The organism is Streptomyces sp. A01, from assembly GCF_059026195.1.
The window spans coordinates 46,596-73,024 of the sequence record NZ_JBWLKN010000024.1 but is presented as its reverse complement, the minus strand read 5'-3'; the positions used below and the strand labels follow the sequence as shown (position 1 = coordinate 73,024).

The following is a 26,429-nucleotide window of genomic DNA, read 5'->3' as shown; positions in this document are numbered from 1 at the left end:
ACCGGGTGGGTGCGGAACGGACCACCCGCCCGGCCCGGTCCACGGGTACTACCGGCTGACGACCCCGGCAGCGGCAAGGCAGCCGGCGTCGGCGGCAGCGCCAACGGGGCGGCCGTGATGTCCGGCAGGCGGTCAGCAGCTCCTCCACCAGCCAGCAGCGGCGCCCGGGGAAGGTCTGATGAGGAGGCGACGCGTCCTTCGTCCCTGTCCGACCCGCGCTCGGCTCCCTGCGGGCGCCCGCGCGCGGATGTGCGGAGTCCGGCCGTCCGGGCAGCAGGTCATCGATCGACACCGCGTTCGAGGTAGATGCCGGTGAACACGGCGACTTTCGCGCGGAGGACCCATGGGTCGAAGGGTTTGCCGATGTAGTCGACCGCACCGGCGGCGTAGCCGCGGGCGGAGTGTTCGGGGTCGGTTCCCATCGCGGTGAGGAAGATGATGGGGACGTCACGGTTGCGGTTGCGGCGTTTGATGTGTGCGGCGGTCTCATAGCCGTCCATGTGGGGCATCTGCACGTCCATGATGATCACCGCGAAGTCGTCGTGGTCCAGCAGCGCTTTCAGCGCCTCACGACCGGAGGAGACGGCCACGAGTTCCTGGTCCAGCGTCGAGAGGACCGCGGTCATGGCCAGCAGGTTGTCCGACTGGTCGTCCACGATCAGGACCTTGGGCATGCTCGGTGGCACCGGGCCGGGCAACACGGACGTGGCCGGCAGGTCGGCGGTCTGCTGCACTTTCTCGATGGCCTCCATCTGACGCTCTAGAAGTTCGCAACGCTCCTCGGCCTGGTCACACTGCTTGTGTGCCGCGAGCAGCTCGGACGAAAGCCGGGCCACCTCGCCTTGCAGCGTGTCGCGTTCGCGCAGCAGTTCCGAGATGTCAGGGGATGCCTGCGTCAGCCGGTCGGCCCGTTCGCGCTCCGCGCTCCATTCCGCCTCCAGCTGACTCAGGCGCACCTCCAGGTCGGCGATGCGGTGCTTGCGGTCAAGCAGCGCGTCACCCAGCACGTCGCCGCGGGCGGTGGAGCGGCGTGAGACCCGGTCGGCGTCCGCGAGCTGCTGTTCGAGGACCTCCACGGCGTGCTTGGGCGAGGGGCTGGTCGCGACAGCGGCGCGGTGCAGTCCCCGCACCAGTTCGATGGCCTCAGGCGTCGCTGGGCTCCCCCGGTGTTCGGCGAGGTCGGTGAACAGGTCCATCACCACTTCCCACGGTGGCACCCGTGTGCCGCTCAGGTACCGGGAGAACGTCCCAGCGTCCCGGACCCGGCGGGCCGCGTATCGCCGCACTGAGATATCCAGCCCGTCGAACAGCTCCCGCAACGCCTGAGCCAGGGCGCGGGACTCTTCGGTCAGGCAGGCGGCCAGCGGTCTGAGCTCACCCATGCTCGTTCCCGGAGTCCGGGCCCTCGTGCTGGAGCACGCGTTGCTCATCGTGTCTGTCCGGGGCCACCATCCGGTTGAATAAGGGGACCGCCGGGCCGGCTGCTGCCAGGCCGCACAGGACACTGCGGGCGGTGCTTTCGCCGGCCAGCATGGCCAGCACTCCTGCCCCCAGGCCCGTGAGTACGGCAAGCAACAGCACGAGCGTCGCTCTCAACGACAGCAGCGGATGTTCCATCACATCTCCTTCATCATCCGGCCGGGCACCCGGCAGGGGCTGACACCTCCGGACGGTCGTCGGGAGATGAGCCACAGCTTGGAGCGTGACGCGGGTGTTGCGCTCAGCAACCGTGATATCGGCAACACCGAGCGCCGTTGCCACCCCAACGCTCCCCCGCTGAGCAGCACTTGCTGCTGACCGGATGCCTGGACGGACGCGTCGCGCCGTCTGCGGGGGCAGGTGTTTCCTGCAACACCTGCGGGGTGCGCGGCTGACGGAGGTGGCTGCCTTGGCGTGGCTAGCTGGAGTGCGAGGCAGCGTTGTACGGGCGTACGAGAGCGGGGGGCGCGGCAAGGGGGACGGCGACGGTCCCGGTCGACGAACCGGCAGATGTCGCCACCGGGGAGGTCGCCGCCTGCGTCCAGGCCCTCCAGTACGGGCGCGGCGCGCTCGCGCTACGCGTGCGGCAGCGCGGCCGGTGGGAGCGCCTACGACATACGGAGTCGGCCCAGCGTCTCAGGCCGGGTCAGGACATCGCGCCGGCCAGGGGCGTCACAGAGGTCGCGGTTCGTGCGTGCGGTCCTGGCCTGACGGCCGTGCGTCATGGGTGTGCCACGTCGGGGATCAGGACCCATACCTCGCGACCGACGCGGCCGCGGCGGGTCCCCCACTCCTGGGACATCGCGTCCACGATCAGCAACCCACGGCCGGACTCCTCCAAAGCCGCGACGTCCACCTCGTGATCTGGGGCGATCGGGCGGCGAGCCCGGGGAACGGTGTCGCTCGCGGGACCCCACACGCCCAGTCGCACCCCGCCCGCGGTGCGGCGTATGTGGCACCACACCACGCACATCGGGCCGCCCCGGCGACCGTGCTCGACCGCGTTGGTCACCAGTTCGCTGACCAGGAGGGCCGCGCGCCCGATGGTGTGCTCGTCCAGGCCCCAGTGGCTCAGTGCGATACGTACGTGGTTCCGGGCGATGGCCGGGGCTCTCGGGCTCGGCGGGTAGCCAGCGGCAGCACGCGCGGCCCAGCTGCCCCGCCAGCTGCCCGGTTCGTTACGGAGGGGTTCCTCCGGGTAGCAGCCGCTCATACACTCACCATGCTCGCAGTTTGCGCGATTGGCAATATCGCACCCACAGGAATTGAGCAGCATGCCCCTGCACGGGGCGACAGCGAACCGAGAACCGGCACAGGGGGTAGGAATGGCACAACGGCCACGGCCCAGCCCCACGTTGGAGCATCGCGTGGTAGCGAAGAGGCTTCGCCGGGTACGTGAGGAGGTCGGCTGGAGCGTGGCCCAGGCCGCCGGGGCCGCGAGCATCGCCCACACCACGCTCTGGCGTATGGAGGAGGCCAAGACCTCGCTCGATCTGGGTCTGATCGAGCAGCTGCTCACCCTCTACGGCCTTTCCCCGGCTGAGCGGGAGCGGCTGGTGGAGCAGGCCGCTGGAGCGGCCCGGCCGGGCTGGTGGCACCAGCGCTACCAAGCCGTGATGCTCCGGGACTACCAGGATTGGCTCGCGCTGGAGAGCGCCGCCTCCTTCGTACGGATCTATGACCCCGCACTGGTGCCGGACCTGTTCCAGATCCCGGAGTACACCGCCGCCCTCCACCGCGCCCAGCACCCGGACCACACCACCGAACAGCTCGACCTGGCGGTGGAGCTCGTCGCCGAGCGCCAGCGGCGGCTGGAGCGCCGCCAGACCCGGATATGGGCGGTGATCTCCGCCGCCGCCCTGCACACCGCCATCGGCCCACCTGAGGTGATGCACACCCAGCTCCAGGTCCTGGAAGCTGCCCGCACCCGACCGCGCGTCACCCTCCAGATCCTGCCGCTGCACGCCGGCTGGCACCCGCTGACCGGCGCGCCGCCGCTGCGACTGCTGCGGCTGGACGCGGACGAGCTCGGCGACCAGGTCCTGCTCTTCCTGCCGGGCGCCACCACCATCATCAACGCTCCCGAGCAGGTCGCCATCTGGCGCCAGCGGCTCGACGCCACCTCCGCCGTAGCCCGCTTCTCCCCCGCCCTGCCGCCCGACCTCACCGCCCCGACCATCCCGTGAAGGAGCGTCACCCATGACCACTTCCACCGGCCCCGGGGGCCGGGCGCACCCGCCCACCGGCGTGGACGCCACCGTTGCCCACAGCGCCCGTGTCTACAACTGCTGGTTAGGAGGGACGTACTGGTACCCGGCCGACCGCGCGGCCGCCGAAGCGATAGCCGCACAGCTCCCCGAGGTCGGCTACCTGGTCACGGCCGCCCGCGAGTTCCTGTGGCGTACCGTGCGCTGGGCCGCCCGCGACGCGGGGGTGCGCCAGTTCCTCGACATCGGCGCCGGCCTGCCCGCCGAGCCGAACGTCCACCAGATCGTCCAGCGCCACGCGCCCGATGCCCGCGTGGTCTACGTCGACAACGATCCGATGGTGAGCATGTATCAGGAGGCGTACCTCGACAGCACCCTCGAAGGCCGCACCGCCTGCTTCATCGCCGACATGCGCGACACCGCCGACGTCCTGCGCCAAGCCGCCGACACGCTGGACTTCAACCGTCCCATCGCCCTGATCCTGTCGGACTCCCTGGGTCTGATCGCGGACGACACCGAGGTCTATACCCTGGTACGGCAGTTCGTGGACAGCGTCGCCTCCGGCAGCTACCTCATCCTCAGCCACTCCGCCCCCACCTCCCCCGCTGTCATCGCCTCCGAAGAGCAGTACAACCAGCAACCGGGCGTCATCCCCTTCACCTTGCGCAGCCGGAGCCAGATCGCCCGCGTCTTCGACGGCCTGGAGATGGTGGACCCCGGCCTGGTACTGATGCCCGACTGGCGCCCTGACGATGACACCCTCCCCGCCCGTGCGGGCATCGGCTACGGCGCCGTCGCCCGCGTCCGCTAGCCGCACCTCGCGCACTACCCTGCCTCAGCGCTCGGGCGACCGGGCGCTGAAGTGCTGCCCGGGGGTACGCCTCTGCGCCAGCCGGAATGCCGGCCAGAGTGAAGGGGGCGCACGAGCACTCATGCCTCCCACGAGGCGAAGCCGTGGGGGTGGCACCCGCACGGGGAGCAGCGCCTCCTTCCTGTTCGGGTCGGTGCAGGGGCCCGGTAGCAGTGCGACGCCCGCCTCACGGCCACTGTTGCGCTGGATGGGGGCCCCGACACGCAAGCGGAGGACTGGTCCAGCGGCTCGGCTCCGGACAGTGTTGAGATGGAGGGGCGCTGGGAGCCATCCGGTCCGAGGGAGGAGCCTTGGCAGGTCCGGCAGAAGCGGGCACCGCATCACTGTCCGGCAGCCGGTCGCTGCCGCCGGACGACGAGACGTGCGACCGGCAGGAGATCCGCGTCGCCGTGGTGATGAGCGGCGGGGTGAGCCTCGCGGTGTGGATGGGCGGGGTCACTCTTGAGCTGCACCGTCTGGCGATGGCCCGCCGCTGGGCCGAGCCCAGCTACCGGCCGCTGCTCGATCTCCTGCACGCCGACGCCCGCGTCGATGTCATCGCGGGGTCCTCCGCAGGCGGCCTCAACGGTGCGTTTCTCGCACTCGGCTTGGCGCGTGGCCGCGATATCGCCTCGATGCGCGATCTGTGGGCAGACAGAGGCGGACTGGAAAAGCTGCTGCGGGACCCCCTCCACAAGGACCCGCCGTCGTTGCTCACGGGCGATGACTACTTTCTCCGAGAACTCAAGAGCGCTCTGGAGGGCATCAGGACCTCTTCGCCGCCCCCCGTTGCCAGCGGAGGGGAAGGCGAGGGCGACCATCCCGTCGAGCTCATTCTGACCGGCACGTTGTGGCAGGGCCGGCAGACGTCGTTCAGCGACGACATGGGCGTACGCATCGCGGAGGTGGACCGGGACGCGAGGTTCCGTTTCAGCACGCACCGTACCGAAGACGGCAGTGCGGGTGATCTGACGTCTGACAGCGTGGTCGGGCAGCTCGCGGAAGCCGCGCGGTGCTCCTCCTCCTTCCCCGGTGCGTTCGAACCACGCTGGGTCGATGTGCCTCCACACGAAAAGGCCGGCGAGGGACCCTGGCCGTCAAGGGCCGGCCTGGTCGACTTCCGGAACTCGCAGTACGTCCTGGACGGCGGACTGCTGCTGAACAAGCCGATTCGCCCAGCCCTGGAAATGGTGTACCGGCAGCCCGCCCAGCTGCAGATCCGCCGCCTGCTCGCGTACGTCGTCCCCGACCCGGGCGAGGGCATGCCAGCTGACCAGGCAATGGCACCCGGGAGCGGACCACCGAAGGCACCGCAGGTCCTGATGCAGGTCCTCACCCGGCTGCGATCGACCGATTCGGTCTCCCGGGAGCTTGAGGAGATCCGCAAGCGCAACGAGGACGTCCGGCTACGCCGCCGGGCACGGACTCGATTCGCCACAGCGATGACGGGTGATGCCGGCACCGCCGACGCGTTGTCCCAGCGGGCATGGAACGGATACATCGAAGCCCGCGTCGAAAGCGCCGCTCGCACCATCGGTCAGCACCTCGCGGCGGGCCAGAAGGGCACGGAGGCAAGCGCGTGGAGCGAGCGCGAGCTGATCACACAGCTGCGCGAACTCATCCGGGCCAGGCGAGAGGGTCCCACGTCCTTCGTCCCCAGTGGTGACCTCACCTCCGCTCTCGACCGAGACGGACGGGAATGGGACTGGGGCCAGACAACCGTCCACAGGCTCGCCGACATGGTCATCGACGTACTCAAACGCGCCCTGTGGCTGGCTCCCATCGGCTCGGAGGCGCGCAAGGCCATCGTGCACGCGCGCCAACAGGTCCCCGAGACCTTCCAGGAGATCGGCCAGGACTCTCGCGATCTCACCAAGCACTGGACACAAGCGGCCACGCGCACCACTCAGCCGATGCCCCGGCGCAAGGAGGACGCCCTGGGCAGGGCGGCGAACAATGCCGAGCTGGCGCGATGGCTGGAGGACATCCTCGGGGAGTGGGACGCCGGCCAGGCACCGGGCAGCGGGACAGCGGCGCGCCGGCAACGGCAGTACGCCCAGGCTCACCACCTCGCCACCTGCTTGAAAGACTGTGCCGAGCACGTACGCGAGGTCGCACGCGAGGGGCATGACGCGCTCGACCCGCAAGGCGTGGAACGCGACCACCTGGCGGCCCTGTCGGACTACCTCCTCAGCGGGACAGGCACCACCTCGTCCGGCATCCTCCGGCGGATGCTGCGCCTGGACGTCGTGCTCCTGGCCTTCGCCGGCGCGAGCCGGAACGTCGAGCAGGAGGTGGAGCTCATCCAGTTCTCCTCCAACAACCCCGGTCGGCTGACCGGCAGACAGCTGCATCACTTCGGCGCCTTCTACCGCAGGTCCTGGCGGCTCAACGACTGGCTCCACGGGCGCATGGACGGCGCCGCGCATATCGTCCGCATGCTGCTGTCCATCGAACGGCTGCGCCAGCTCGGCTCAGGCCCGGCTCGCGAGAGAAAGGCCCGCGAGGAAAGGCTTGTCCGCCTGATCCGTGACTGCGTCGTACCCGGCCCGGACTCCCCTCACCGCGACTGGTTCCGCCATCACTGGAACGGCATCGAGGACACGTGCCGAAGCTTCATCCAGGACCGGATTGTCACCGATGCCCCATGCCCGGGGCCCTCGCTCCCGGGAGCCGCCGCTCAGCAGCCCGACTTCGGTGATCCAGCCGCCGCCGCGGCCGACCCGCGCTTTCGAAGCTGTGTGGAAGCGGTCACCCTGGCCATGCAGACGGGCATCCTCCACCAGGACCTCGGCCACCTGGCGAGCGCGATCGACAGCGAGGGCTACGACTGCCCCAAGTCGAGCAAGGCATGGCGGACGACCTACGGCAGACAACTCCTCGAACGCGACGGCACGCTGTCGCCGGACGACCTGAAGAACCTATGGGACGCGGCCCAGGGAATCGGCGGCCAAAGAATCGAGCACGAGGTGGGCGGCGACACCCTCGCGCTGACAGCGGCCCACACCGCCGCCGTCACCGCGAACACGGCGAGCACCCTCACCACAACCAAGCCACTCACCACGATCCTCAGCGCGTTCCGCGGTTACACACTGGCCGTTTGGGCCATGGTCTCCTTCCTCACCCGCGACAGCCGGTTCGGCAGAAGAACCGTCCAGCTCGCGGTGGCCGTCGGAGGCGTACTCCTCGCCGCAGCGATCTTCGTCCCCGCCATGCCGTTGGCCTTCACCCTCGCCGGAGTCCTGCTGCTGCTCTCCGGCTGGTCGGCCGCGGCCCTGCAGAGCAAGGCCACCCGCGGAGTGGGGTGGCGACTCTTCACCGCCGCGTTCGTCGCCGCACTGGCCCTGGCCGGTTACGGCTACTGGGACTGGAAACGCCACCACTTCGATTCCGAGATCTGGCGCTGGGCGATCAAGGCGGGCGTAGGCGGACTCATCGTGGTCCTCGGCTGGTGGATCTCCCAAGTACTGCGCGACACCAGCACGCGCGAGTCCCCCTACTCCGATGATGACCCCGCCGAGGCCCAGCGACGGGCACACCAGCGCGTTGAGGACATCTCCACCCAGCTGCGGCAGGCCAAGCGCGAGCACACCGCGGCAAAGAAGGCAGCGCGGCGCGCCCGCGCCCGCGAGGGAGCCAACGGGGGCTGAGGAGCGGGGGGTAGTGGGGGAAGGAGACTCCCAACGCGTGAGGGACCCTCTGGATACGTGGTCGTCACCACTATGGTGGTCTGGCCGGACATGATTCCCCGAGGTGCTCCGTACACTGCCACTCAACACCGGGGGGTGTGAGATGAGCGAGAGAGCGTACGCGCCCGGTCCCCGCGGACGGGGCACCGGTCCGGGGGCGTTCACGCCGGACGGGAACTCGGTCGAGTTGTACGCTCGGCTCCCAGCGGGAGCCGAGCCGGATGTCATCGCCACCGCCGTTCCGCCGGGAGCCTCCATCCTGGAACTGGGCTCGGGGTCAGGGCGGGTGACCCATACGTTGCTGGAGCGTGGCTACGAGGTCGTCACCGTGGACGAGTCGCGGGAGATGCTGGACCGAGTCAGAGGCGCCCGCACGGTGCACAGCTCAATCGAGGAACTCGACCTTGGCGAGCGGTTCGATGCCGTGCTGCTCGGTTCCTATCTGATCAACACCGCCGAGCCCGCGTCGTGTGCCGCCATGTTGCGGTGCTGCCGACGCCATGTCGCTCCGGGCGGCCGGGTGTTGGTGGAGCGCGAGGGACAGGACTGGTACGACGTTCGTCGGCGCCCGGACGGAGAGGGGCGGGCGGGCGTCCGTATGCGGATCGCCTCCATCGACCGGACCAAGCCCGGCGTCTCCGCCGTGCGGATCGAGTACGAGGCCGATGGCATGCGGTGGTCCCACTCCTTCCTCTCCCGGGATGTCCCGGACGAGACGCTGGAACGTCTGCTCGCGGCCGCCGGGCTCCGTCTCACCCGGTATCTCACCGAGGACCACAGCTGGGTGGAGGCGGTTCCCGTCTGATGACGGCCGCCCTCCTCCCACGCCAGGTGCCTGCCTCGCCAAGCGGCCAGTTCGATGACCGACGACGAATCCGCACGCGCGTCCGCGTGCGACGCTGCCGCTGTGGCCGGATCTGGCGCGGTCCGCCGGCTAGGGGATCGTGGTGCTGAGCGGCCAGCGGCGTATCCGGTACGGCGTCCACCACAGGAAGCGTCCTGCCCGGTGGAGCAGGTCGGCCCGCGTGTAGCGCGCGATGACCGGTTGCGCCAGGTGCGCCTCGGGTACGCCGCGCAGCAGGGGCTGGATGCCGTGGTCGTGCTGGCTGTTGCGGATGACCAGGCGTTTGAACGAGCCGGAGCGGCGGTCGCGGACCTCGATGAATCCGGGGCCGTGGCGGTAGCCGCACTTCGCGGCGTGGAAGGAGTCTCGCCATTGGGTCGCGATGTCGTCATCGGCGTAGTCGCAGAGTACGGCCGTCGGCGGGTGGAGGTGACTGAGCGGCCGCCAGTCGGCCGGTTCGGCCGGGCGACCGCCGGGCAGGCGCAGCGTCCAGTCGACGGCGATGCCGAAGCTGGTGAATTCCCGGACGGCGACGAGGGAGGCCACCGCGGCCGTGCCGTCGGGGTCCGACAGGTCGACGGTCTCGGGCAGCCGGACGTACTGGACCCCGTCGGCGGCGAGCCTCGGCACCGTACTGAGGGGATCGTCGCGGACGTCGACGCTGCCGGCGTACATCCCCGGGAGACGCCGTGCTGCCGGGTCGCGGTCCCTCCACAGCGGTAGGGGCACGGAGGCGGAGGACGGGGCGAAGGCCGGAACCGGACGCGTGCTCATCGGGGGCCTCCTGTGGTGGCCAGGGCCGCGGCGAGCGGCTCGGCGCGGTGGAGACGGCTGCCGTCCAGGCGCATCAGGTCCTGGTTGGCGACCGCCGGTGCGACGTGGATCAGCTGGCCCGCGTCGGTGAAGACCAGGCCGAGGGCGCGCCATCGTGCGAGCAGTTCGCCGATCCGGGCCTCGGTCGCCTCCTCGTGGCGGGCTGCGGCCTTGCGCAGCAGGGCAGCCGGGGTGTGCGGCGCGTCGAGGAGGCGGAAGACGGTCACCTCCAGCGGGTCGGTGAGGTCGAGCAGATGCCAGGTGAAACCGGGTCGGGTGTCGACGAGGACGATGTGGTCGCCGAGGTCGCAGTGGGTCAGGCGGCTGTGGAGATACGCGTCCTTCCAGTCGCTGATGGCCCGCCGCAGCCGGTCGAGGCGGTCCGAGGAGATGCCTCGCCGCGGTGAGTCGAAGATGTAGACGAGGTCGGCCAGTTCGGAGTCAGGGAGGTCGTAGATGTGGTGGTAGTGCGACGCGGGCCGCAGGTCGTCGAAGCCCAGTTCCGGCCGGTCGAAGTAGGGGCTGAAGCGTTCGACCTTGATGCGGGTGGCGTTGAAGGGTGGGGTGAGGTGGTGCAGGGCGGGCATCTGGTCGACCACGTCGTCGTAGTCCTCCGGGGGTTCTCCAGGGAAGCCGTAGAGGTAGTTCCAGTTCAGGTTGACGCCGACCGTTTCCGCGTCGCGCAGCAGCCGCACGTTCTGGCAGCCGGTCACGCCCTTGTCCATGATTTTCAGGACCCGGCTGCTGAGGTTCTCCACCCCGGCCTGTACGTAGCTGACTCCGGCCGCGTACAGGGTCTGGAGCTGTTCACGGCGCAGGTTCGACTTGATCTCGTAGCACAGCCGCAGGTCGTATCCGGATTCCTGGAGCCGGGGAACCATCGAGGTGAGGTAGGCCATGTCGAGGATGTTGTCGGTCACCCACACGTCCAGGATGCGGTAGCGCTCGACCAGGCCGAGGATCTCGTCGACGAACCGGCCCGCGTCCTTGCTGCGGAACTCCATGAACGAGCCGTTGAGTCCGCAGAACGTGCAGTGGTGCTTCTCGCCCCACCAGCAGCCGCGTGAGCCTTCCACGACGATGCGTGGTTCCACCCAGCTGCCCGCGGTGGACCGCGCGTGCTGGTCGAAGTAGTCGCCGTACTCGGGTGTGACGAGTGCCGCCGGGGGCAGGGGCTTGGCCTCTATCAGGTTGGTGACGCGGTCGCCGCGCGTGTCGTGCCAGCACAGGCCGGCGATCCCGGCGAGGTCGCCGTCGTCACCGTCCCGGAGGGCGGCGAGCAGCTGAGGGAACGTCGCCTCGCCCTCGCCTCGTACGACGAAGTCGATGAAGGGGAAGTTCCTGTGCAGGGCCGCGCCCTGCGGGCCGTCGCAGTTCGCGCCACCGAACACGGTCACGGTTCGCGGTGCCAGGGCCTTGACCGCGCGGGCCGCCGCCAGGGTGGCGGCGTTCTGCGCGAACGTGGTGGTGAAGCCGACGACATCGGGCGCGGTGGCGACGATCCGGGCGGCGGTCTCCTGGACGAACAGTGGCGCGAGTTCATGCAGTTCCTGAGCTTTGGCGAGCATGGACTCCGGTGCCCGCGCGCCGAGGGACTCGGTGAACTCCTCTACCTTCCAGCGGGGTTGCTGGTTCAGCGCCGCCGAGAAGATCCACTCACTGTGCCCGGAGAAGTACGAACTGGCACAGAAGTCGTACTCCTCGAACGTGAAGCCGGTACGAGCGGTCAGCCAGTCGACGTAGTCGAGGTTGGCGTGTATGACGTCGACGCGGGCGTCCGGGAAGAGGTCGAGAACCCGGCGCTTGAGAATACCGAGAGCAAGGGACGGCGCGTCAATCGCCGACCACGGCATGTCGACCAACACAATGCGCATGACAGTCTGTTCCCTTTCTCACCGGGGCCTTCCGGTCGAGGATCGGCGCCGCATGGGCCGGCGCCGCCTCACCAGAGCCCGCGCGTGGAGAGCGCGCGGCGGGCGGCGTCGCCCTCGGCCGTTGGGGTGGTCTCGAACGCCAAGGCGACACGCGCGGAGACCACTCCGCTCGCGACCCCGGCGGGTGTGGCGAAATACGCGTACGGCACGGGCTCGCCGCTCGCCGCCAGGGTGGCCGCCGTCTCGCGGGTCACCCACGAGGCGACGGAGCCGGGCGCGTACCGGCGCAGGGTCGCGTGGCCGCGGCCGGTCTCGACGATTGCCTCGGCGGCGATGGCGAACGACAGCGGCTGTTCGCAGACCAGTGCCGTGAAAAGGGCGAGCAGCAGTTCGTGAACCACGGTCTCGCGCAGGACGACGGTCTCGGCCACGCCACCGGCGGCGAGCCGGGTCCGCTGCGCGGCGACGAAGCCGAGCAGGTACGACGCGAACGCCTCCTCCGCCGACAGGCCGCGCCCGGTATAGGGGACGAGGCGGAACCTGCCGAAGTCCTCAGACCGCAGGAATCCGGTGAGCAGTTCCGCGTCCCCCACGCCCGCTGCCGCGAGGACGCGCAGGCTGCGCGGGAACGCGGACGCGATGCCGCCACCCCGGCCGAGCTTCCAGATCGAGGAACGGAACTGGCGGGCGGCGTTGTCGAGTTCCACGAGGTCGACCGTCGCAAGACATTCCAGCTCCCCGGCGCTCTCCGCCACCGCCTCGGCGTCTTCCGCCGCGAGCCGCGCTCTGAGGCGTTCGTCGAGCAGCAGTCGCATGAGCAGGTCGGTGAGCTGCTGTCCGTTCAGCGACGCGTCGAGAGGCGCCCTCATGCGGCCTCCTCACGCTGCCACGCGGCGACCAGCGCCTTGAGGCGGTCGTAGTTCCGCCGCGACTTCTCGACCAGTTGGCCGTCGTCGCGGAACACCGGGTCCTCGTACGTCACGCCGAGCAGGTTCGGGCAGCGGGGAAGCAGGTGGGCGGTGAGCTCAAGTTGCTCGTTCAGGAGTACGCCGTGATGCAGGTCGCGGAACTTGCCGCCCACGATCTGACAGCCGGACAGGTGGAGTTCGCGGCAGCGGCCCAGCGGCAGCGCCTCGATCCCGTCGAACATGTCCGGGCCGGTGCGCCCGCGAAGCCACTGGTAGCTGAGCAGGTGGCCGACGTCGAACGTCACCCACACATCGGCGTCTTCCGCCAGCCTGGCGAAGTACTCGAAGGCGTCGAGGTTTCCCAGGGCGAAGGACCCGCCCTCGGTGAAGCCGGGGAACTCGACGTGCAGCGGCGGGTCGAGGAGTTCGGCGGCCTCCGCCACGTTCCGGGTGGAGATGTCCAGGCCGGGCCGGGTCAGCGGCGGCGGCAGCGGATAGGGCAGCGGGTAGCCGCGCAGGCTCCAGATCCCCAGGTCCTCGACCACCCAGGCGAAGCCGTAGCGGGCGTGGAGTTCGTTGGTGAACTCGGCGACCGGCCGGCGGTCGTAGCGCTCGGGCGTGCCCATGTTCAGCTCGGTCTGGTGGAAGGCGCGAGGGAGCCCGGTGGGCAGCGGTTCCTGGAAGCGGTCGTACGCACCGACGTAGTCGGCCGCCCGCGGGGTGGCGCGCGAGCGCGGCTGGAAGGAGTGGGCCGCGTATCCGAAGTCCCCGCCGTGGCGCTGGAGGAAGGCGCGCACCCGGGGCGGGATGTCGCCTCCGTCGTCCGTCTCCTCGAAGCCGACACCCCGCCCGCCGAGGCCCTTGCCGGACCACGGCATGTCCATGAGCAGGCCGAGGCCCAGCCTGCGCGGGGGGCGGTCCTGACCGTCGCGTGTCCGGCCAGGGGCGGATGGTGTCCCGGCCCGCGAGGTGGCGTGGGGCGGTTCGGTCACGATGTCCTCCTGGCGTGCTCCATGCCCACGTCGGTGGAGGGCACCGGGTGCGGCTCGGCGGCCGCCACGTCGACCAGGCGGGCCAGCAGCCGTCGGCCGCGTTCAGTGCGCGCCGTGAGCAGGCCGTCGGGGTGCTGCTCGACATCACGGCGCGGGAGTGCGTAGAACTGCTCCCAGACGAGGTCGGCGATCGCGATCCGGCCCGCCACCGCGTCGATGGGGGCCGGCACGGTCCCGACCCACGGGTGCGGCCGCACGGCTTCGACCGCGCGCGGGTCGCCGCGACCGGACGCCAGGCGTGACGGCGGGTGGACGGTGCTCACCCGGCCCGGCCGGACCGAGTGGAACAGACGCGTCAGGCGGGCGAGGGCTTCCGCCCGCGTCGGGCCGCCGCGGACCGTCAGCGGGTAGCCGACCCGCCCAGCGAGGTAGCTGAGCTCGGGGTTGCCGGTGAGCAGGCCCGAGGTGTCCAGCGACAGACCGAGGCGTTCGGGGTCCTGCGCCAGCCTGCTGCCGGGCTCCGGCACCATGAGTTCCAGCGCGTCGATGCCGATGTGCTTCTCGTTCTCGACAAGGAACCGCATGGATGCCTCGAACTCGGCCGGGGTCTCGTCGAGCAGGTGGCCCATCACGGACAACCGCAGGGCGATGCCCGCCCTGGTGACGTTGTCGACGATCCGCTGGTAGTCGGCCGCGCGCACGCCCCGGTCCATCAGGTCGAGCAGCCGCTGGGAGTTCCCCTCGTATCCGACGGCGATCATCGCGCAGCCCGCGTCGGCGAGAGCGCGGCAGAACGCCGGGTCGGCCAGGTTGGACTCCAGTCGGCTGCGCACCCCGAACCGCACCGTCACACCGCGGTCGCGCACCTCGCGCATCGCCTTCGTGATCAGGCGGAGGTTGGTGTTCTCGTCCACGATCGCCACGGACCGGGTGCCTGTGTCACGGACCACGGTCTCCACGGCGTCGGCGATCTGCGTCGCGGTGGCCTGCTGGTACGCGCCGGGCGGGAGCGATCGGTTGCCGTACGCGCAGAAGACGCACCGTCCCCAGTAGCAGCCGACGCAGGAGATGATCGCCAGTTCCATGCCCTCGTTGAGGTACGAGCGGAACGGCAGCCCGGCGTAGTCGGGAGGCCCCAGGTCGCGGAAGCGCAAGGTCAGGGGGTGCCGGGACCGGTAGGTGGCGCCGGAGCACGGCAGCCAGGTCATGCCCGGGACCGCGGTCAGCGGGATCGTCCCGCCGAGGGCGGCGAGCCAGCGTTCGAGCGGTTCCTCGCCGCCGGTCCAGCACAGGGCGTCGACCGTGCCGCGGACTCCGGGCAGGACCGCCAGGTCCGCGTCCCGGAGCATGATCTGCTGGCCGCCGAGGCAGATCCTCACGTCCGGCCTGGACCGTCTGATCCAGGCGGCGATCAGCAGGGCGGGGCCGAGCTGGCTGAAGAAGGCCACTGACAGTCCGACCACGCGGGGAGAGTGGCGGGCCAGCAGTTCGTCAACCAGGCGGTGGAGCACCTCGACCGCGGCTCCGGACGCGGCGGGCGGCTGTGCCGCCGCCCGCCGCACGGCGCTGTCGAACTGATCGAGGTCACGCCATGCCGACGTGAGGAAGGTGTCACGCACCAGCAGTTCGAGCGCTTGCCTGGCCAGCCGGACGGAACGGGCGGCGCCGAGTTCGCCCGGTGACGTCTTCCCCATGACATGGGCGCGGAGCTCGCCGATGTGCCGGCCGAAGGCTTCGGCCATCTCCCGGCGGTACCAGCCACTCACACCGCCGCCGCCCTGGGCACGGACTGCCTGCCCCAGCAGTTCAGGCCGGCGCAGAAGCTCGTGCAGCAGGGCGATGTTCAGGTCGGCCTGATGAACGCGCCGACCCCGGCGCCGCAGGTGGCCGGTCAGGTAGGGCAGGCTCAGGTACGGAAAGAACCTGGCTTCCGTCTGCGGTGGAAAGAGCAGGAGCGCGTCAACGGGTTCGCCATGCGGCACGCTTGTGGACGACACGGGCCACCTCCTTGCCCATCGGACTCTCGTGAATCACGGTGAACCCGCGGCAGTCTGCGGACTTACCCGCGGAGGCAGAAGTCCGTTCGCGCTGCCGCTCCTTCTTCTCGTTCTTCGCGCCCGTCGCCGGACGGCAGAATTGCGGACAGCCCTTAGTCGGCGACGTCGTAGATGTCCTCCGCATAGATGTACGCGTAGGCGTGGTAAGCGCCACCGACTTTCAGCTCGCTGGAATCGATCACTTCCAGTTCGTCGAGTTCGGCGAATTCCTCCTCGACGCGCCCTTCGGGATACACAGCGGTCATGGTCCCTCCCTTGATCGGAAATGGCAGATTGCGGAGAAGAGATCGGTGTCGCACCGATCCGCGTCGCGCCGCCGCAGTGGGGGGCCTCACACGCTAGATGCGTGCTGCCAGGCGCCACAACGGCGGAGGTATCGCGAATTTGAGACATTGTTCGAGATCAGCTCGCCAGCCGGGCTATGAAGATTTGTTTCGCCAGGGTGCGAGGTGGCGGCTGTGGCCTGGCAGCGAGCGGTTCGTGATTCCCTTTTGCGCGCGGTAGGCACCGGCTGGTTCCCCGGTCTGCACAGCGCGGACTTCACCGGATAGCTTCTGACGGGAAGGGAAGGCGGACGACGGAGGAGGGCCACGTTGCATGAAGCCCATGACGGCGCGAGAATGGGATCTGACCTACCTTTTCGGTGATCCGGTCTGGGACGAGCCGCCCACCGGTCACCTCGCCGGCCTGTTCGCCCGGCACGCACCACCGCCCGTTGAAATACTGGACGTGGGATGTGGTCTTGGCGCCACCTCACGCTGGCTCGCCGAGCACGCCTACCAGGTCACCGGATGCGATTTCTCGCCGCGGGCGATCGAATCGGCACGCGCCAGGACACCGGATTCGCTGAACGCCCGGTTCACGGTGGCCGATATCACCGAGGTGCCGCCACCACTTCCGCCTTTTCCGGTGGTTCTGGAGCGCGGGGTGTTGCACGCCCTACCAGATGCGGCAGACCGGCGTTCCCTCGTCGGGGCTCTCGCGCGTGTCTGCCTCCCGGAGGGACTCTGGTTCCATGTGGGGGCCAGCGCGGCCACCCTGGACAAGGAAGTCCGCACGGTGCGAGGTCCTTCCCGCATGGCGGAGGAGACGTTTTTGACCCTGGTCGACCCTCTCTTCACCGTCCTGGAGATGGGTTATGCCCCGATCGGCAATCGTTCCGCCAGGTGGCAGGCCCGGCATGCCGTGCTGCGTCGCCGTGAGACGCGAGACGAAGACGCGCTGCCATGCCGGTCAGCCGAGGCCCGCCCAGAGGCGAACGGCCGTGAGGCGAGCGGGGCGCCCCGGTCAGGACCGTCCTCGTCGAGACGGGTGAGACGGCGGTCGCCAGCCCAGCATGGGGGCAGGAACCCGCAGCCGTCGTATGAGCGGGAGCACTCGTACGGGATGCGCCTGCCGGGGCCCCGTTGTTTCGCCAGATAGCCCCCGTCGACGACGTGGTCGCTGCCGGTGAGGCACGAGGCTTCGTCGGAGGCAAGGAAGGCGATCAGGTCGGCGACCTCGGCCGGTCGTGCCGTTCGCCGCAACGGGACGGAGGCCAGCAGTGCGTCGGTCGCACCGGGTGGCAAGGCCGCGACCATCAGGGGGTCCACGACGCCTGGCGAGACGGAGAGCGCCCGGATGCCGGAGTCCGCGTACTCCCGGGCGGCTGTGCGGGTCAGCGCCAGCACCCCCTGTTTGGCCGCGGCACAGGCGGCGTGGCCGCGGAAGCCCGAGTGGGCCGCCACGGAGGAGATGTTGACGACGACTCCGCCGCCCGCGGCGGCCATGGCGGGGAGCTGGCGCCGCATCGAGTGGAAGACGCCGTACAGATTCACCCGCGTCACGGCGTCGAACTCGTCGAGCGGGAACTCCCCCAGCGGCAGCAGGGCACCGTTGACGCCCGCGCTGTTGACGGCGATCCGCAGCCCGTCCCCGAGGCCGGACGCCTCGTGCACCGCCCGTTCGACCGAGGCCGCGTCGGTGACGGTCCACCCGCCGGGCCAGGGCCCGGCCGCCCGCGGCAGTGATCTGTCCGGCGATCCGGTCGGCGCCGCCCTCGTCGAGTTCGGCGACCAGGACCACGGCGCCCTCGGCGGCCAGCCGGCGCGCACAGGCCGCCCCGAGGACGCGCTGACGGTCCTGGTACCGGCCAGGAAGAGGGTGATCAGCTCGTCGACGACCTCCTCGTCGTCGCTCATCGCGCCGTCCGGCCCCTCCGCGAGCAGAGCATCGACAGCAGGTCGCCGCGGTCCCTTCCGTCGGACCGGTACTCGTCGATGATCCGGCGCTGGACCGCGAGCAACCGATCCAGCGGGCCTGCGTCCGGTGGCCGCCATTCCGGCAGCGCGGGGACACGCTCCGCCCACGCCTGGAGGGGGGACAGGGCCAGGCGCGTCGAGCGGTACTTGACGCCGAGCCAGCCCTTGACGGCGGCGCGCAGCTCCGGGCCCGGGTCGTCCGCGAAGAGCGTCCGCAGGAGGATGTCCATGGTGAGCCGGTTGATCTCCGGTACCAGGTCGAAGGCGGTGGCGGGCTTTCAGGAGGCCGCCCGTGCCACGGACCGCTCGGACATGATGTCCGTGTAACGGGCGATGCGCTCGGCGTGGAAGCCCGGCTGCATGAGCCGGCGCTGGCGGCGGTGGAAGTCGCCGGAGGCGGTGATCAGCCCGTTGCCCAGCGGTCGGCGCAGGGCGTCGACCATCGCTCCCTTGTCGAATCCCCGGGCCTGGACTGCCAGCACCTCCCTGATCATCTCCGGGGAGTTCACCACGTACACCGGTCGCGGACCGATGAAGATCTTCACCACGGGCCCGTACCGCCGAAGCCCTCGAACGAAGTCCAGGGCGTCGCGGTCGAGCCGCAGGGCGTGGCCGACCAGCGGCAGCCGGCCCCGAGCGGTGGGCGCCGCGGGCGCCTCACGTGCTGCCCTCGCGGCAACCTCCATGAGCGGCTACGCCCGGCGCGCACCGCCCGCAGCGTGTGGCGGCCCGCGCCCTGGCCTGGGCGGGCGTCCCCCGGAGGGGCCCGGCCCGGGCGGGCGTCACCCGGACGGACTGCTGCGGGCCGCGGCCAGCTCGGCCTCGCCCGCGCCACCCGGTCCAGCGCGGCACGGTGCTTTCGGATCAGGGGTCGCTGGATGGCCGTCGATTCGACGGCGAACCACTCGCGGACCAGACCGGTCCGCTTCTTGCACTCGACATCGGCCGTCGCGGTCGCGCGCTCCAGGCCTGACGCGTCGCGGCCACCCTCAAACCGCGGATCGGCCGGTGGATCGAGCGGGCCGGTGTAGTGGCGCTCTCCTGGTCACAGGGACCGCCTTCTTGCTGTTGGCCCCCGGATACCCCTGGTACACCCTGCTGCTGGCCGCGCTGGACGGCCGATGGGATGGATCGGCGTGGCCATCGCGGGCGCCGCCAAGTACGTCACCGGCCGGGCCGTCACCGACGCCGCCGGACTGGGCACGTGGGCCTACGCGTTCGCCGCGGTGCTCGTCGTGGTGGGCTGGCTGCTGCGCCGCACGGCGAGGGACCGGCCATGGCTGCCCTCCGCAGGCCGCACTTGCGCAGAGCGGCCTTTGTGAGGCCCCGCTTTCGTCAGCGTGCCCGGTGTCCTGCGCCTGTGGTGACTTCCTGGTTGGCCGTGACGGCGTCCCCGTGCTGGCTGCTGGTCGAGGGGGCGGTTCTGAGGAGCGGGCGGGAGGCTTGCCCTACAGGAGGACCGCTGGCGTCGACCATGTGGCCGGGCTTCTCATCACCGACGCCTTTACCTCGCCCGCCCGCTCGTACGCAAGAGAACTGAGGCCCGGGGCCTGGGTTTCGGGTGACCTACTTCCGCGGCGTGACCTCTGGTACGGCCGCCCCGCGGGCCGCTCCGACCTCGAACGTCACATGCGTCAGGCCGGTCGGTGCCTCCGCTCCCACCCGTAGCGGCGCCCACAGAGTCGCGAACTCGCCGGGGTTGAGATCCAGAGGAATCCGGGCCGTCAGTGTGGCCCTGTCCACCGACAGCTCACCCACGGTCCACCAGTTCTGCGGCAGCCCGTTGCGCCCCCAGTACAGCTTGGGCTCGGTGAACGCCATCCCTTGCGGCGCGCGGACGGTGACGGTCTGTGTGCCGACGCGCTCCACGCCGGTGTTCTTCACCGTCACGCTCGGCCAGAAGCTCTCCTCACCCTGCGCCACCATCTGCGGGCTGCGCCGGTCGGTAACGGTGAGCGAGACCCGGGCCCACTCCGGCAGGTAGCCCTGGCACCGGAAGTAGATGCTGCCGACCTGGAAGGCGTCCTCGGGCTTGCTCGGGTCCCAGCCGTACTGGTGGCTGAAGGTGTCCTGGCCCTCGGCCGCCTGCGGCCACACCAGGAAACGGTAGTAGCCGGGCTTGTCGCCAAGTTCGCCCATGTGGAAGGCGGGCAGGTCCACCCAGTCCGACTTGGCGCTGTCATTGCGCGCCCGCAGGTACTGCTTCTTCGGCAGCGGGGTGAGGCGCGAGGGCTCGCCGTCCTCGTGGACCAGCTGGTAGTAGACGTAGCCGTCGGCCTCGTCGGGCAGGCGCGGGTTGACCAGGTTGATGAAGAGCGTCCGGTCGTGCACGAGGCCGCTGTCGGTGACGTAGCCGAAGCCGGCCTGGCTCTGGCCCTTCTGGTCCGGGTAGCGGTCCCAGTTGCTGTCGTAGGGCAGCCGGACGAACGGGCGGCCGGTGCCCTCGGGGTAGCTCTTGTCCCAGTTCGGGTTCAGCGCCTCGACGCGGGGAGCGACCGTGCGCACGCCGCCGTTGTCCAGCGTGACCTCGATCTTGATCGGGTAGGTCTGGACGTTCTCACCGCGGACCGTCTTGTCGACGTTCAGGTCGCCGCGGAGGGTGAAGGTGATCAGGTCCCGGTCGCCGACCGTGACGGTGTCGACGACCTCGTACTCCTGGCCCGTGCCGCCCTCGCCGCGCTCCTTCTTGCCGGCGTCGCTGTCGACCGTCCCCTCGCCGTCCCAGTCGTACTTGATTCCCTTGATCTTCACGCCCTTGGGTGCCGATAACCGGCCGTCGTAGCGGAACTCGCTGTCCCAGGTCGCGAAGCGGTTGGCGTATCCGAGGGTGCGGATCTCCGGACCACCGGCGTTGTCGCCGGCCGCAAACTGCTGCGCGTTGTCGGTGGCGCTCATTGCTCTCCTCTTCCGTCGAGGCCCATCTGCACTGTCCGTGGGCCGGTCCGCCATCCGAGGGGAACGACGGCCGCGGCCCGACCGTGATCGGCACTTCGGACGGTAGTGCTGCCGTCACAGAGACGTAACTTTCTTTCACGCCAACCAAGCCCCCCGGCCCCACGGCTTCCGCGGCTCCCGTCAGCCCGGTCGGCAGGCCCTCCTCACACCCGTCATTTCTCCGGGGTGAACGACCTTCTCCTCTGACGCGCCCGTCACTACTCTTGCCGCCGCTAGTTCCCTCTGTAGTTCCTCTTGTAGTTCCTCTTGCGGAAGCGGCAATTGAAGGAGTGACAGAAGTGACAGAGACGAGCGACGCCGGCTGCCCATCGGCCCAGGGTCCGCCGCGCAGGAGTGTCCTGCGGTACGGGGCGGCCACCGCCGGCGCCCTGGGTCTTGGCTTCGGCGGGCCCGGGTGGGCGACAGCGGCGGGCGGGGCGGCCGGGCGGCGCGTGGCGGTGCTCGGCGCGGGCCCCGCCGGGCTGACCGCGGCGCACGAGCTCGCCGAGCGGGGCTTCGAGGTGACGGTGTACGAGCGGCGCCCCGTACTCGGAGGCAAGGCCCGCAGCATCCCGGTGGCGGGCACCGCCAGTGGCGGCCGTCGTGATCTCCCGGGCGAGCACGGCCACCGTGGAGTCTTCGGCTTCTACCATAATCTGCCCGACACCCTGCGGCGGATTCCGGTGCCTGGCAACGCCCATGGCGTACACGACAATCTCATCCAGGTCCCCTGGATCTGTTTCGCCCGCTCAGCCGGGCGTGAGGACCTCCCGCTGCCCACCACGCCGTTCGGCCCCGACACCCTCGATATCGGCGCTCTGCAACGACTGATCGTCGGGGTCGTACAGCAGATCGTCCGGCTGCCGCCGCATGAGGCCGCGTTCTTCGCCCGACAGACGGCGATCCTGATGACGAGCAGCGACGCCCGCCGCTACGGCCAGTGGGAGCACACCAAGTGGCTGGACTTCCTCAAGGCGAAAGGCAAGTCCGAGGACTACCGGAAACTGTTCGGCGGCGGGGCGCAAGTCATCCAGGCGCTCAAGCCGGAGGACGCCAGCACCCGCACCTGCGGTCAGGGCCTTGAGGCGATCGTGTTCGATCTGCTCCAACGGGGCAGCGACGGCCCCGCCGACCGCATCTTCCGCGCGCCCACCAGCGAGGCATGGATCGATCCGTGGGGCCGCCATCTGCGGGACCTCGGGGTCAACTTCGCGATGGAGCACGCCGTCGAGTCCCTGGAGTACGACCGGGGCCGGATCGTCGCGGCGAAGGCGCGTACGGCGAACGGCATGGTGCGAATCGAGGCCGACTGGTTCGTGGTGGCGGTGCCGGTCGAGCGGGCCGTGCCGCTGTGGAACGAGGCGATCCTCGCGGCCGAGCCCCGGCTGGCGGCCATGCGGCGGCTGAGGACCACCTGGTCGCATGGCATCCAGTACTTCCTGCGTGAGCCAGTGCCCGTCGTCAAGGGTCATGTGGCCTACCTCGACTCCCCCTGGGCACTGGTGTCCATCAGCCAGTCGCAGTTCTGGCGCTCACCCTTCGCGGACACCTGGGGCGACGGCGAGGCCCGCGACTCGTTCTCCGTCGTCATCTCCAACTGGGAAGAACCGGGCCTCGTCCACGGAAAGCCCGCCAAGCGATGCTCGCGTAAGGAGGTCGCCGAGGAGGTATGGGCCCAGTTGAAGGCCGCGCTGGAGGACACCGGGCGGCGCTATCTGCCCGACGACATCCTGCATTCCTGGTTCCTGGACCCGGCGATCACCGAGTCCGGTGACGGCCTCGTCAACGACGAGCCGTATCTGCTCAACGACGTCGGCTCCTGGGACCACCGCCCCGAGGCGGCCACCTCCATCCCCAATCTCTTCCTGGCCGCCGACTACGTCCGTACGTACAGCAACGTGGACTTCACGTCCATGGAGACCGCCAACGAGGCGGGCCGCCGGGCGGCGAACGCCCTGCTGGACGCGGCCGACTCCGGCGCGTCCCGGGCCCGTCTCTTCGAGGGATACCGGCCGCCGGAGTTCCAGGCCGCCAGGCGCCTGGACGCCACGCGCTACCGGCTCGGGCTGCCGCATCTGCTGGACATCGGGAGTCCGTTGTGAGGCAGTGAGGCTCTGGCTCACCTTCCGTCGACGGTGACCGAACGTAAGGGGTCAGGGGCTCACTACGCTGCGCCCTACGACCAGCAGGAAGAGGCCGCGGTGAGCCAGTACTACGACATGGGCGACCAGACCCTGTGGAACCCGTCCAACGGGGTCTCCCGGCTGTTCATGAGCCAGGTACACGTCTACGAAGCCGAACTGGATATGCCGTCCGGCATCGGGCCTATGCAGGCTGACACCAGGGGCCGTTCGCTGCCAGCGGGGTGAGGTGACCCCGCCACCGCCGCTGGCAGCAGGCGCGGGCGGGCGACCGTGTGATCAGACGGAGCGGAGGAGGCCGTTCATGCCACGACCTCCCGTTCGGCGTCGAGAGGGACCGTGTCCAGGTGCCAGTGCAGGTCGCGGATGCCGGGCTCCAGGGACAGCCGCGCGATGAGCTGTTCCAGGGCGCGGGTGGGGTCTCCGGTGACGGCGGCGACGGTCTGCAGTCCGGTCGTGTCGTCGCCCTCTCGCCGCACTCGCAGGCCGATGGGGGTGAGCTCGCCGCCTGCCAGGGACTGCAGCAGAAGGGCGCGGATGTGTGTCTCCTCGGTGCGGTCGCACACCAGATGGATGGTGGCGCGTACGCCTTCGGTATCCGGGTCATCCTGCGGCACGCGGTCGATCAGCCGCCCGGCGGGACGCAGGAGGAGATGGACGGCGAGGACCGCGATGGTGCCGATGAGGGCGAGATCCAGGCGGCCCGAGGCCGCGAGTACGCCGACGGCGGCCGAGCACCACAGGGTGGCCGCGGTGTTGAGGCCGTGTACGGAGGCGCCGTCGCGCAGGATGACGCCGCCGCCGAGGAAGCCGATGCCGGAGACGACGTACGAGGCGACTCGCGTGGGGCTGCTGGCGTCGCCGACCGCCTCGCTGTAGAGGACGAAGAGGGTCGCACCGGCGGCGACGAGGGCGTTGGTGCGCAGCCCGGCCATGCGGGCGCGCCACTGCCGCTCGACGCCGATCAGTGCGCCGCAGCCGACGCCGGTGGCGAGCCGGAGTGCGAAGTCGAAGGTGGTCAGGTCGGCCATGGGGGCCTCCTCTCGCCCTGCGCGGGGCAGGGCGGCCGAGGACGCGGCGCAAGGAGGTGAGGTGGGGTGGCTACCGCGTGCCGGAAGGGTGCGTGGACATGGGGATGCGGGACCGGTGACGGCCCGGCCTACTGTGACTGCGATCCATGTCTCTCGCCTCCTTCCCGGCTTCCCGGCTTCCCGGCTTCCCGGCTTCCCGGCTTCCCGTGACGATCTCCCGGAGTCTAACGTCGCATTTGCACATCGGTGCAACTATTTGACGCAACCTTGACTGGTGCCTTTCTCCCTACGAGCTGCCCCTGCACACGGTCGCGGAAAGTGAGGAGAATCGATCGCCCACCACGCCCAAGGAGTCATCAACGTGACAACCCAGCCCGGCCTGCTCCCGGAGCCACCGCCCACCGACACCGCGCAACGCGAGAACAGGCGCCCCGATCTCGTCAAGGTGGTGATGGTCCAGCCATCGATTCGCCTCCGGGTCACCCGGCAGGAGCTCTTCTTCGGGTTGACGTTCGGATCGTTCCGCCTCGACATCGACGTTTCACCGCTCGTAGGGCGTGTGAGCAGGCATCTCCGACGTTCAGCCCAGGGCTCTGACCTGCCTACAAGGCCATAAGGAGGCCGATCCGCCGTTCAGTGGGCCGGGCCGCGCCGCACTTCAGGGCCGACGCCCGCCGGAGGTCGGCGGCTACCCCGTCGGGGCGGAAGCGCCGTCTTCCCCGGTCGCTGGAATGGACTGCCAGATCGGGCAGGAGCACGGGCCGCGGGCCAGCATGGAGCGCGCTCCACTGTTGTCTGACGCCCGGAGCCCTTGGAGGAACCGTGCCGGCTAGTCCCCTGGCGGATGTCGTTGTCGTGGGCAATGGGGTGCTGGGCCTGTCCGTCGCCGTTGAGGTGGCCCGGCGCGACGCGACGCTTCGCGTCACCGTGGTGGGGCCATCCGGGAGGGATGGGGCGGCGTCGGCCGCGGCCGGGGCGATGCTCAACTGCTTCGGCGAGGTCACCTCGTATACCAGCCGCCATCCAGCCGCCGAGGCCAAGTTCGCGATCGCCCGGGAGGCCCTCGACGCCTGGCCCGCACGGCTGGAGGAGCTCGCCGAGACGGCGGGACCGCAGGCCGAGGCGCTTCGCGCCTGCCACGTGCCGGGGACGTCCGTGCTCCTGGGAGGGCAATCCGGACGGGTCGCCGCCCGGAACTACGACGCGATCCGCGCCGCCCTGATCGCCCACGGCGAGCCGTACGACGAAGTCGACCCGACAGGCATCGAGGGCCTGTCGCCCGTGCCGGCCGCGCGCCCCTTCCGCGCGCTGCACCTGCACCGGGAAGGAGCCGTCGATGCCCGCCTCGTCCTCGCCGCACTGGAGGCGGCCGCCCGCCACCACGGTGTCACGACCGTTGCCGCCACGGTCACTTCGCTGACCACAGCGGGGAGCCGCGTACGCGGTGTCCAGCTGGCCGACGGCACCGAACTGGCCGCAGGCGCCGTCGTCCTGGCGGCGGGCAGCGCGAGCGGCGCCCTCGCCGCCGACGTGCTGCCTCTGGGTGCCGTCCCACCTCTGCTGCACGGCACCGGCCTGGCCCTGCTGACCGAACCCGCCGCACCGGACCTCCGCCACGTCATCCGCACCCCCAACCGCGCGGCGACGTGCGGCATCCACACGGTCCCCCTGCCCGCGACGCGGCAGCAGTACGTCGGCGCCACCACCGTCATCACCAGCACCCCTGCCCGGGGGCCCGAGTTCGGCGCCAGTCAGGCGCTGATGCGCCTGGTGTGCGAGCAACTCGACCGCCGTATCGTCGCGGCGCCCATCACCGGCTGGCTGCTGGGCGTGCGGCCCATCACGCTGGACTGCTTCCCCCTCATCGGCCCCTGTGGCGTCGACGGCCTGATCTTCGCGACCGGCACCTACCGGGACGGCTTCCACTGCTCCCCCGTCATCTCCCGGCACGTCGCCGACCTGCTGCTGGACCCCGCCGGCGCGGCAGACGACGCCCGTTTCGCATGGTTCGCTCCCGAGCGGCTCCCCATCGAGATCCTGTCCGTGGCGGAATCCCTGGCCGAGACCGCCGTCCACAGTGTCGACTCCGCGCACGAATACGGCCTCTCGATGCCCTGGTTCCTCGACGACGACTTGGTCGCCGCCCATGACGGGCGGCGAATCGAGCGGGTCTACGAGGAGCTGGACCATCCCATCGCGTTCACACCGGAGATCACTCTCTCCCTACGGGACCTCACCGACACCCCGCACCTGGCCAGCCTGAAGACATACCTACGAGCGGCCCGCAGCCACCACGGCGCCGACCGACCCGACCAACCCGTGCAGGCCACAGCAAACTAGTAGCGCCGCCGCACAGCGACGGCCGGAGCA

21 protein-coding genes and 2 pseudogenes are annotated in these 26,429 nt (G+C 70.2%); 9 read left to right on the top strand and 14 right to left on the bottom strand.

Features of this window, described 5'->3' with window-relative positions:
- Nucleotides 1-278: 278 nt before the first annotated feature.
- The 3 genes from AC5P1B_RS27345 to AC5P1B_RS27335 form a co-directional block, all read right to left on the bottom strand.
- Nucleotides 279-1,382: a response regulator gene (locus tag AC5P1B_RS27345; protein ID WP_493890459.1), complete on the bottom strand. Its 1,104-nt coding sequence runs from the start codon at nt 1,380-1,382 to the stop codon at nt 279-281.
- Nucleotides 1,375-1,617, bottom strand: a complete 243-nt coding sequence (locus AC5P1B_RS27340) for a hypothetical protein (RefSeq protein WP_493890458.1) — start codon at nt 1,615-1,617, stop codon at nt 1,375-1,377. Before AC5P1B_RS27340 ends, AC5P1B_RS27345 begins: the two co-directional genes overlap by 8 nt.
- Before the next feature lie 583 nt (nt 1,618-2,200).
- On the bottom strand, nt 2,201-2,692 hold the full coding sequence (locus AC5P1B_RS27335) for an ATP-binding protein (RefSeq protein WP_493890456.1): 492 nt from the start codon (nt 2,690-2,692) through the stop codon (nt 2,201-2,203).
- A gap of 154 nt (nt 2,693-2,846) precedes the next feature.
- Between AC5P1B_RS27335 and AC5P1B_RS27330 the strand changes: the two genes are divergently transcribed.
- The 4 genes from AC5P1B_RS27330 (at nt 2,847) to AC5P1B_RS27315 (ending at nt 9,030) form a co-directional block, all read left to right on the top strand.
- Nucleotides 2,847-3,665 (top strand): helix-turn-helix domain-containing protein, encoded by an 819-nt coding sequence (locus tag AC5P1B_RS27330; protein ID WP_493890455.1) that lies wholly within the window; start codon nt 2,847-2,849, stop codon nt 3,663-3,665.
- A gap of 13 nt (nt 3,666-3,678) precedes the next feature.
- The gene (locus AC5P1B_RS27325; protein ID WP_493890454.1) at nt 3,679-4,497 is read left to right on the top strand and encodes an SAM-dependent methyltransferase; all 819 of its coding nucleotides are present in this window, start codon (nt 3,679-3,681) and stop codon (nt 4,495-4,497) included.
- Nucleotides 4,498-4,847: 350 nt separating this feature from the next.
- Nucleotides 4,848-8,186 (top strand): patatin-like protein, encoded by a 3,339-nt coding sequence (locus AC5P1B_RS27320; RefSeq protein ID WP_493890452.1) that lies wholly within the window; start codon nt 4,848-4,850, stop codon nt 8,184-8,186.
- Nucleotides 8,187-8,328: 142 nt separating this feature from the next.
- Nucleotides 8,329-9,030 (top strand): class I SAM-dependent methyltransferase, encoded by a 702-nt coding sequence (locus tag AC5P1B_RS27315; protein ID WP_493890450.1) that lies wholly within the window; start codon nt 8,329-8,331, stop codon nt 9,028-9,030.
- Nucleotides 9,031-9,159: 129 nt separating this feature from the next.
- On the opposite strand, the gene AC5P1B_RS27310 is transcribed toward AC5P1B_RS27315, so the two are convergent.
- The 6 genes from AC5P1B_RS27310 to AC5P1B_RS27285 form a co-directional block, all read right to left on the bottom strand.
- Nucleotides 9,160-9,843, bottom strand: a complete 684-nt coding sequence (locus tag AC5P1B_RS27310) for a DUF5825 family protein (protein ID WP_493890448.1) — start codon at nt 9,841-9,843, stop codon at nt 9,160-9,162.
- Nucleotides 9,840-11,756, bottom strand: a complete 1,917-nt coding sequence (locus tag AC5P1B_RS27305) for a RiPP maturation radical SAM C-methyltransferase (protein ID WP_493890447.1) — start codon at nt 11,754-11,756, stop codon at nt 9,840-9,842. The genes AC5P1B_RS27310 and AC5P1B_RS27305 overlap by 4 nt, the downstream gene beginning before the upstream one ends.
- Before the next feature lie 68 nt (nt 11,757-11,824).
- Nucleotides 11,825-12,625, bottom strand: a complete 801-nt coding sequence (locus tag AC5P1B_RS27300) for a hypothetical protein (protein WP_493890446.1) — start codon at nt 12,623-12,625, stop codon at nt 11,825-11,827.
- Entirely contained in the window at nt 12,622-13,656 is a 1,035-nt protein-coding gene (locus AC5P1B_RS27295; RefSeq protein WP_493890444.1) for a multinuclear nonheme iron-dependent oxidase, read from the bottom strand. The genes AC5P1B_RS27300 and AC5P1B_RS27295 overlap by 4 nt, the downstream gene beginning before the upstream one ends.
- A complete protein-coding gene (locus AC5P1B_RS27290; RefSeq protein WP_493890443.1) occupies nt 13,653-15,653 on the bottom strand; it encodes a B12-binding domain-containing radical SAM protein in 2,001 nt (666 codons plus the stop codon). The genes AC5P1B_RS27295 and AC5P1B_RS27290 overlap by 4 nt, the downstream gene beginning before the upstream one ends.
- Before the next feature lie 152 nt (nt 15,654-15,805).
- Nucleotides 15,806-15,958, bottom strand: a complete 153-nt coding sequence (locus AC5P1B_RS27285) for a hypothetical protein (protein ID WP_493890441.1) — start codon at nt 15,956-15,958, stop codon at nt 15,806-15,808.
- Nucleotides 15,959-16,310: 352 nt separating this feature from the next.
- On the opposite strand from AC5P1B_RS27285, the pseudogene AC5P1B_RS27280 reads away from it, so the two are divergent.
- A pseudogene (locus AC5P1B_RS27280) lies at nt 16,311-16,718 on the top strand (class I SAM-dependent methyltransferase); the annotation flags it as partial.
- Between the two features lie 131 nt (nt 16,719-16,849).
- Here AC5P1B_RS27280 and AC5P1B_RS27275 read toward each other — a convergent pair.
- The 3 genes from AC5P1B_RS27275 to AC5P1B_RS27265 are packed head-to-tail and all read right to left on the bottom strand — an operon-like array spanning nt 16,850 to nt 18,639.
- Nucleotides 16,850-17,893 (bottom strand): SDR family NAD(P)-dependent oxidoreductase, encoded by a 1,044-nt coding sequence (locus AC5P1B_RS27275; RefSeq protein WP_493890439.1) that lies wholly within the window; start codon nt 17,891-17,893, stop codon nt 16,850-16,852.
- Entirely contained in the window at nt 17,890-18,183 is a 294-nt protein-coding gene (locus AC5P1B_RS27270) for a hypothetical protein (RefSeq protein WP_493890438.1), read from the bottom strand. The genes AC5P1B_RS27275 and AC5P1B_RS27270 overlap by 4 nt, the downstream gene beginning before the upstream one ends.
- A 48-nt stretch (nt 18,184-18,231) precedes the next feature.
- Entirely contained in the window at nt 18,232-18,639 is a 408-nt protein-coding gene (locus AC5P1B_RS27265) for a cytochrome P450 (RefSeq protein WP_493890437.1), read from the bottom strand.
- Between the two features lie 435 nt (nt 18,640-19,074).
- Here AC5P1B_RS27265 and AC5P1B_RS27260 point away from each other — a divergent pair, with 435 nt between their 5' ends.
- The gene (locus tag AC5P1B_RS27260) at nt 19,075-19,275 is read left to right on the top strand and encodes a hypothetical protein (RefSeq protein WP_493890435.1); all 201 of its coding nucleotides are present in this window, start codon (nt 19,075-19,077) and stop codon (nt 19,273-19,275) included.
- Nucleotides 19,276-19,519: 244 nt separating this feature from the next.
- Here the strand turns inward: AC5P1B_RS27260 and AC5P1B_RS27255 are convergent, their stop codons facing one another.
- Complete coding sequence (locus tag AC5P1B_RS27255) at nt 19,520-20,848, bottom strand: hypothetical protein (protein ID WP_493890434.1); 1,329 nt, start codon at nt 20,846-20,848, stop codon at nt 19,520-19,522.
- A gap of 338 nt (nt 20,849-21,186) precedes the next feature.
- Here AC5P1B_RS27255 and AC5P1B_RS27250 point away from each other — a divergent pair, with 338 nt between their 5' ends.
- Nucleotides 21,187-22,989 carry a hydroxysqualene dehydroxylase gene (locus AC5P1B_RS27250; protein WP_493890433.1) on the top strand — a complete coding sequence of 601 codons (1,803 nt, stop codon included), beginning with the start codon at nt 21,187-21,189 and terminating at the stop codon, nt 22,987-22,989.
- A gap of 99 nt (nt 22,990-23,088) precedes the next feature.
- A pseudogene (locus tag AC5P1B_RS27245) lies at nt 23,089-23,226 on the top strand (DUF6086 family protein); the annotation flags it as partial.
- A gap of 104 nt (nt 23,227-23,330) precedes the next feature.
- Here AC5P1B_RS27245 and AC5P1B_RS27240 read toward each other — a convergent pair.
- A complete protein-coding gene (locus AC5P1B_RS27240) occupies nt 23,331-24,059 on the bottom strand; it encodes an MgtC/SapB family protein (RefSeq protein ID WP_493890431.1) in 729 nt (242 codons plus the stop codon).
- 822 nt (nt 24,060-24,881) lie between these two features.
- Here AC5P1B_RS27240 and AC5P1B_RS27235 point away from each other — a divergent pair.
- On the top strand, nt 24,882-26,399 hold the full coding sequence (locus AC5P1B_RS27235; RefSeq protein ID WP_493890430.1) for an FAD-dependent oxidoreductase: 1,518 nt from the start codon (nt 24,882-24,884) through the stop codon (nt 26,397-26,399).
- Nucleotides 26,400-26,429 lie beyond the last annotated feature (30 nt).

What these genes read in the sequence shown, in the direction of transcription:
- AC5P1B_RS27340 (WP_493890458.1), bottom strand. Translation starts at nt 1,617, where the DNA reads ATGGAACATCCGCTGCTGTCGTTGAGAGCGACGCTCGTGCTGTTGCTT.
- AC5P1B_RS27335 (WP_493890456.1), bottom strand. Translation starts at nt 2,692, where the DNA reads ATGAGCGGCTGCTACCCGGAGGAACCCCTCCGTAACGAACCGGGCAGC.
- AC5P1B_RS27270 (WP_493890438.1), bottom strand. Translation starts at nt 18,183, where the DNA reads ATGGACATCCTCCTGCGGACGCTCTTCGCGGACGACCCGGGCCCGGAG.
- AC5P1B_RS27300 (WP_493890446.1), bottom strand. Translation starts at nt 12,625, where the DNA reads ATGAGGGCGCCTCTCGACGCGTCGCTGAACGGACAGCAGCTCACCGAC.
- AC5P1B_RS27265 (WP_493890437.1), bottom strand. Translation starts at nt 18,639, where the DNA reads ATGGAGGTTGCCGCGAGGGCAGCACGTGAGGCGCCCGCGGCGCCCACC.
- AC5P1B_RS27285 (WP_493890441.1), bottom strand. Translation starts at nt 15,958, where the DNA reads ATGACCGCTGTGTATCCCGAAGGGCGCGTCGAGGAGGAATTCGCCGAA.
- AC5P1B_RS27260 (WP_493890435.1), top strand. Translation starts at nt 19,075, where the DNA reads ATGGGATGGATCGGCGTGGCCATCGCGGGCGCCGCCAAGTACGTCACC.
- AC5P1B_RS27345 (WP_493890459.1), bottom strand. Translation starts at nt 1,382, where the DNA reads ATGGGTGAGCTCAGACCGCTGGCCGCCTGCCTGACCGAAGAGTCCCGC.
- AC5P1B_RS27240 (WP_493890431.1), bottom strand. Translation starts at nt 24,059, where the DNA reads ATGGCCGACCTGACCACCTTCGACTTCGCACTCCGGCTCGCCACCGGC.
- AC5P1B_RS27310 (WP_493890448.1), bottom strand. Translation starts at nt 9,843, where the DNA reads ATGAGCACGCGTCCGGTTCCGGCCTTCGCCCCGTCCTCCGCCTCCGTG.
- AC5P1B_RS27315 (WP_493890450.1), top strand. Translation starts at nt 8,329, where the DNA reads ATGAGCGAGAGAGCGTACGCGCCCGGTCCCCGCGGACGGGGCACCGGT.
- AC5P1B_RS27255 (WP_493890434.1), bottom strand. Translation starts at nt 20,848, where the DNA reads ATGAGCGCCACCGACAACGCGCAGCAGTTTGCGGCCGGCGACAACGCC.
- AC5P1B_RS27325 (WP_493890454.1), top strand. Translation starts at nt 3,679, where the DNA reads ATGACCACTTCCACCGGCCCCGGGGGCCGGGCGCACCCGCCCACCGGC.
- AC5P1B_RS27275 (WP_493890439.1), bottom strand. Translation starts at nt 17,893, where the DNA reads ATGAGCGACGACGAGGAGGTCGTCGACGAGCTGATCACCCTCTTCCTG.
- AC5P1B_RS27305 (WP_493890447.1), bottom strand. Translation starts at nt 11,756, where the DNA reads ATGCGCATTGTGTTGGTCGACATGCCGTGGTCGGCGATTGACGCGCCG.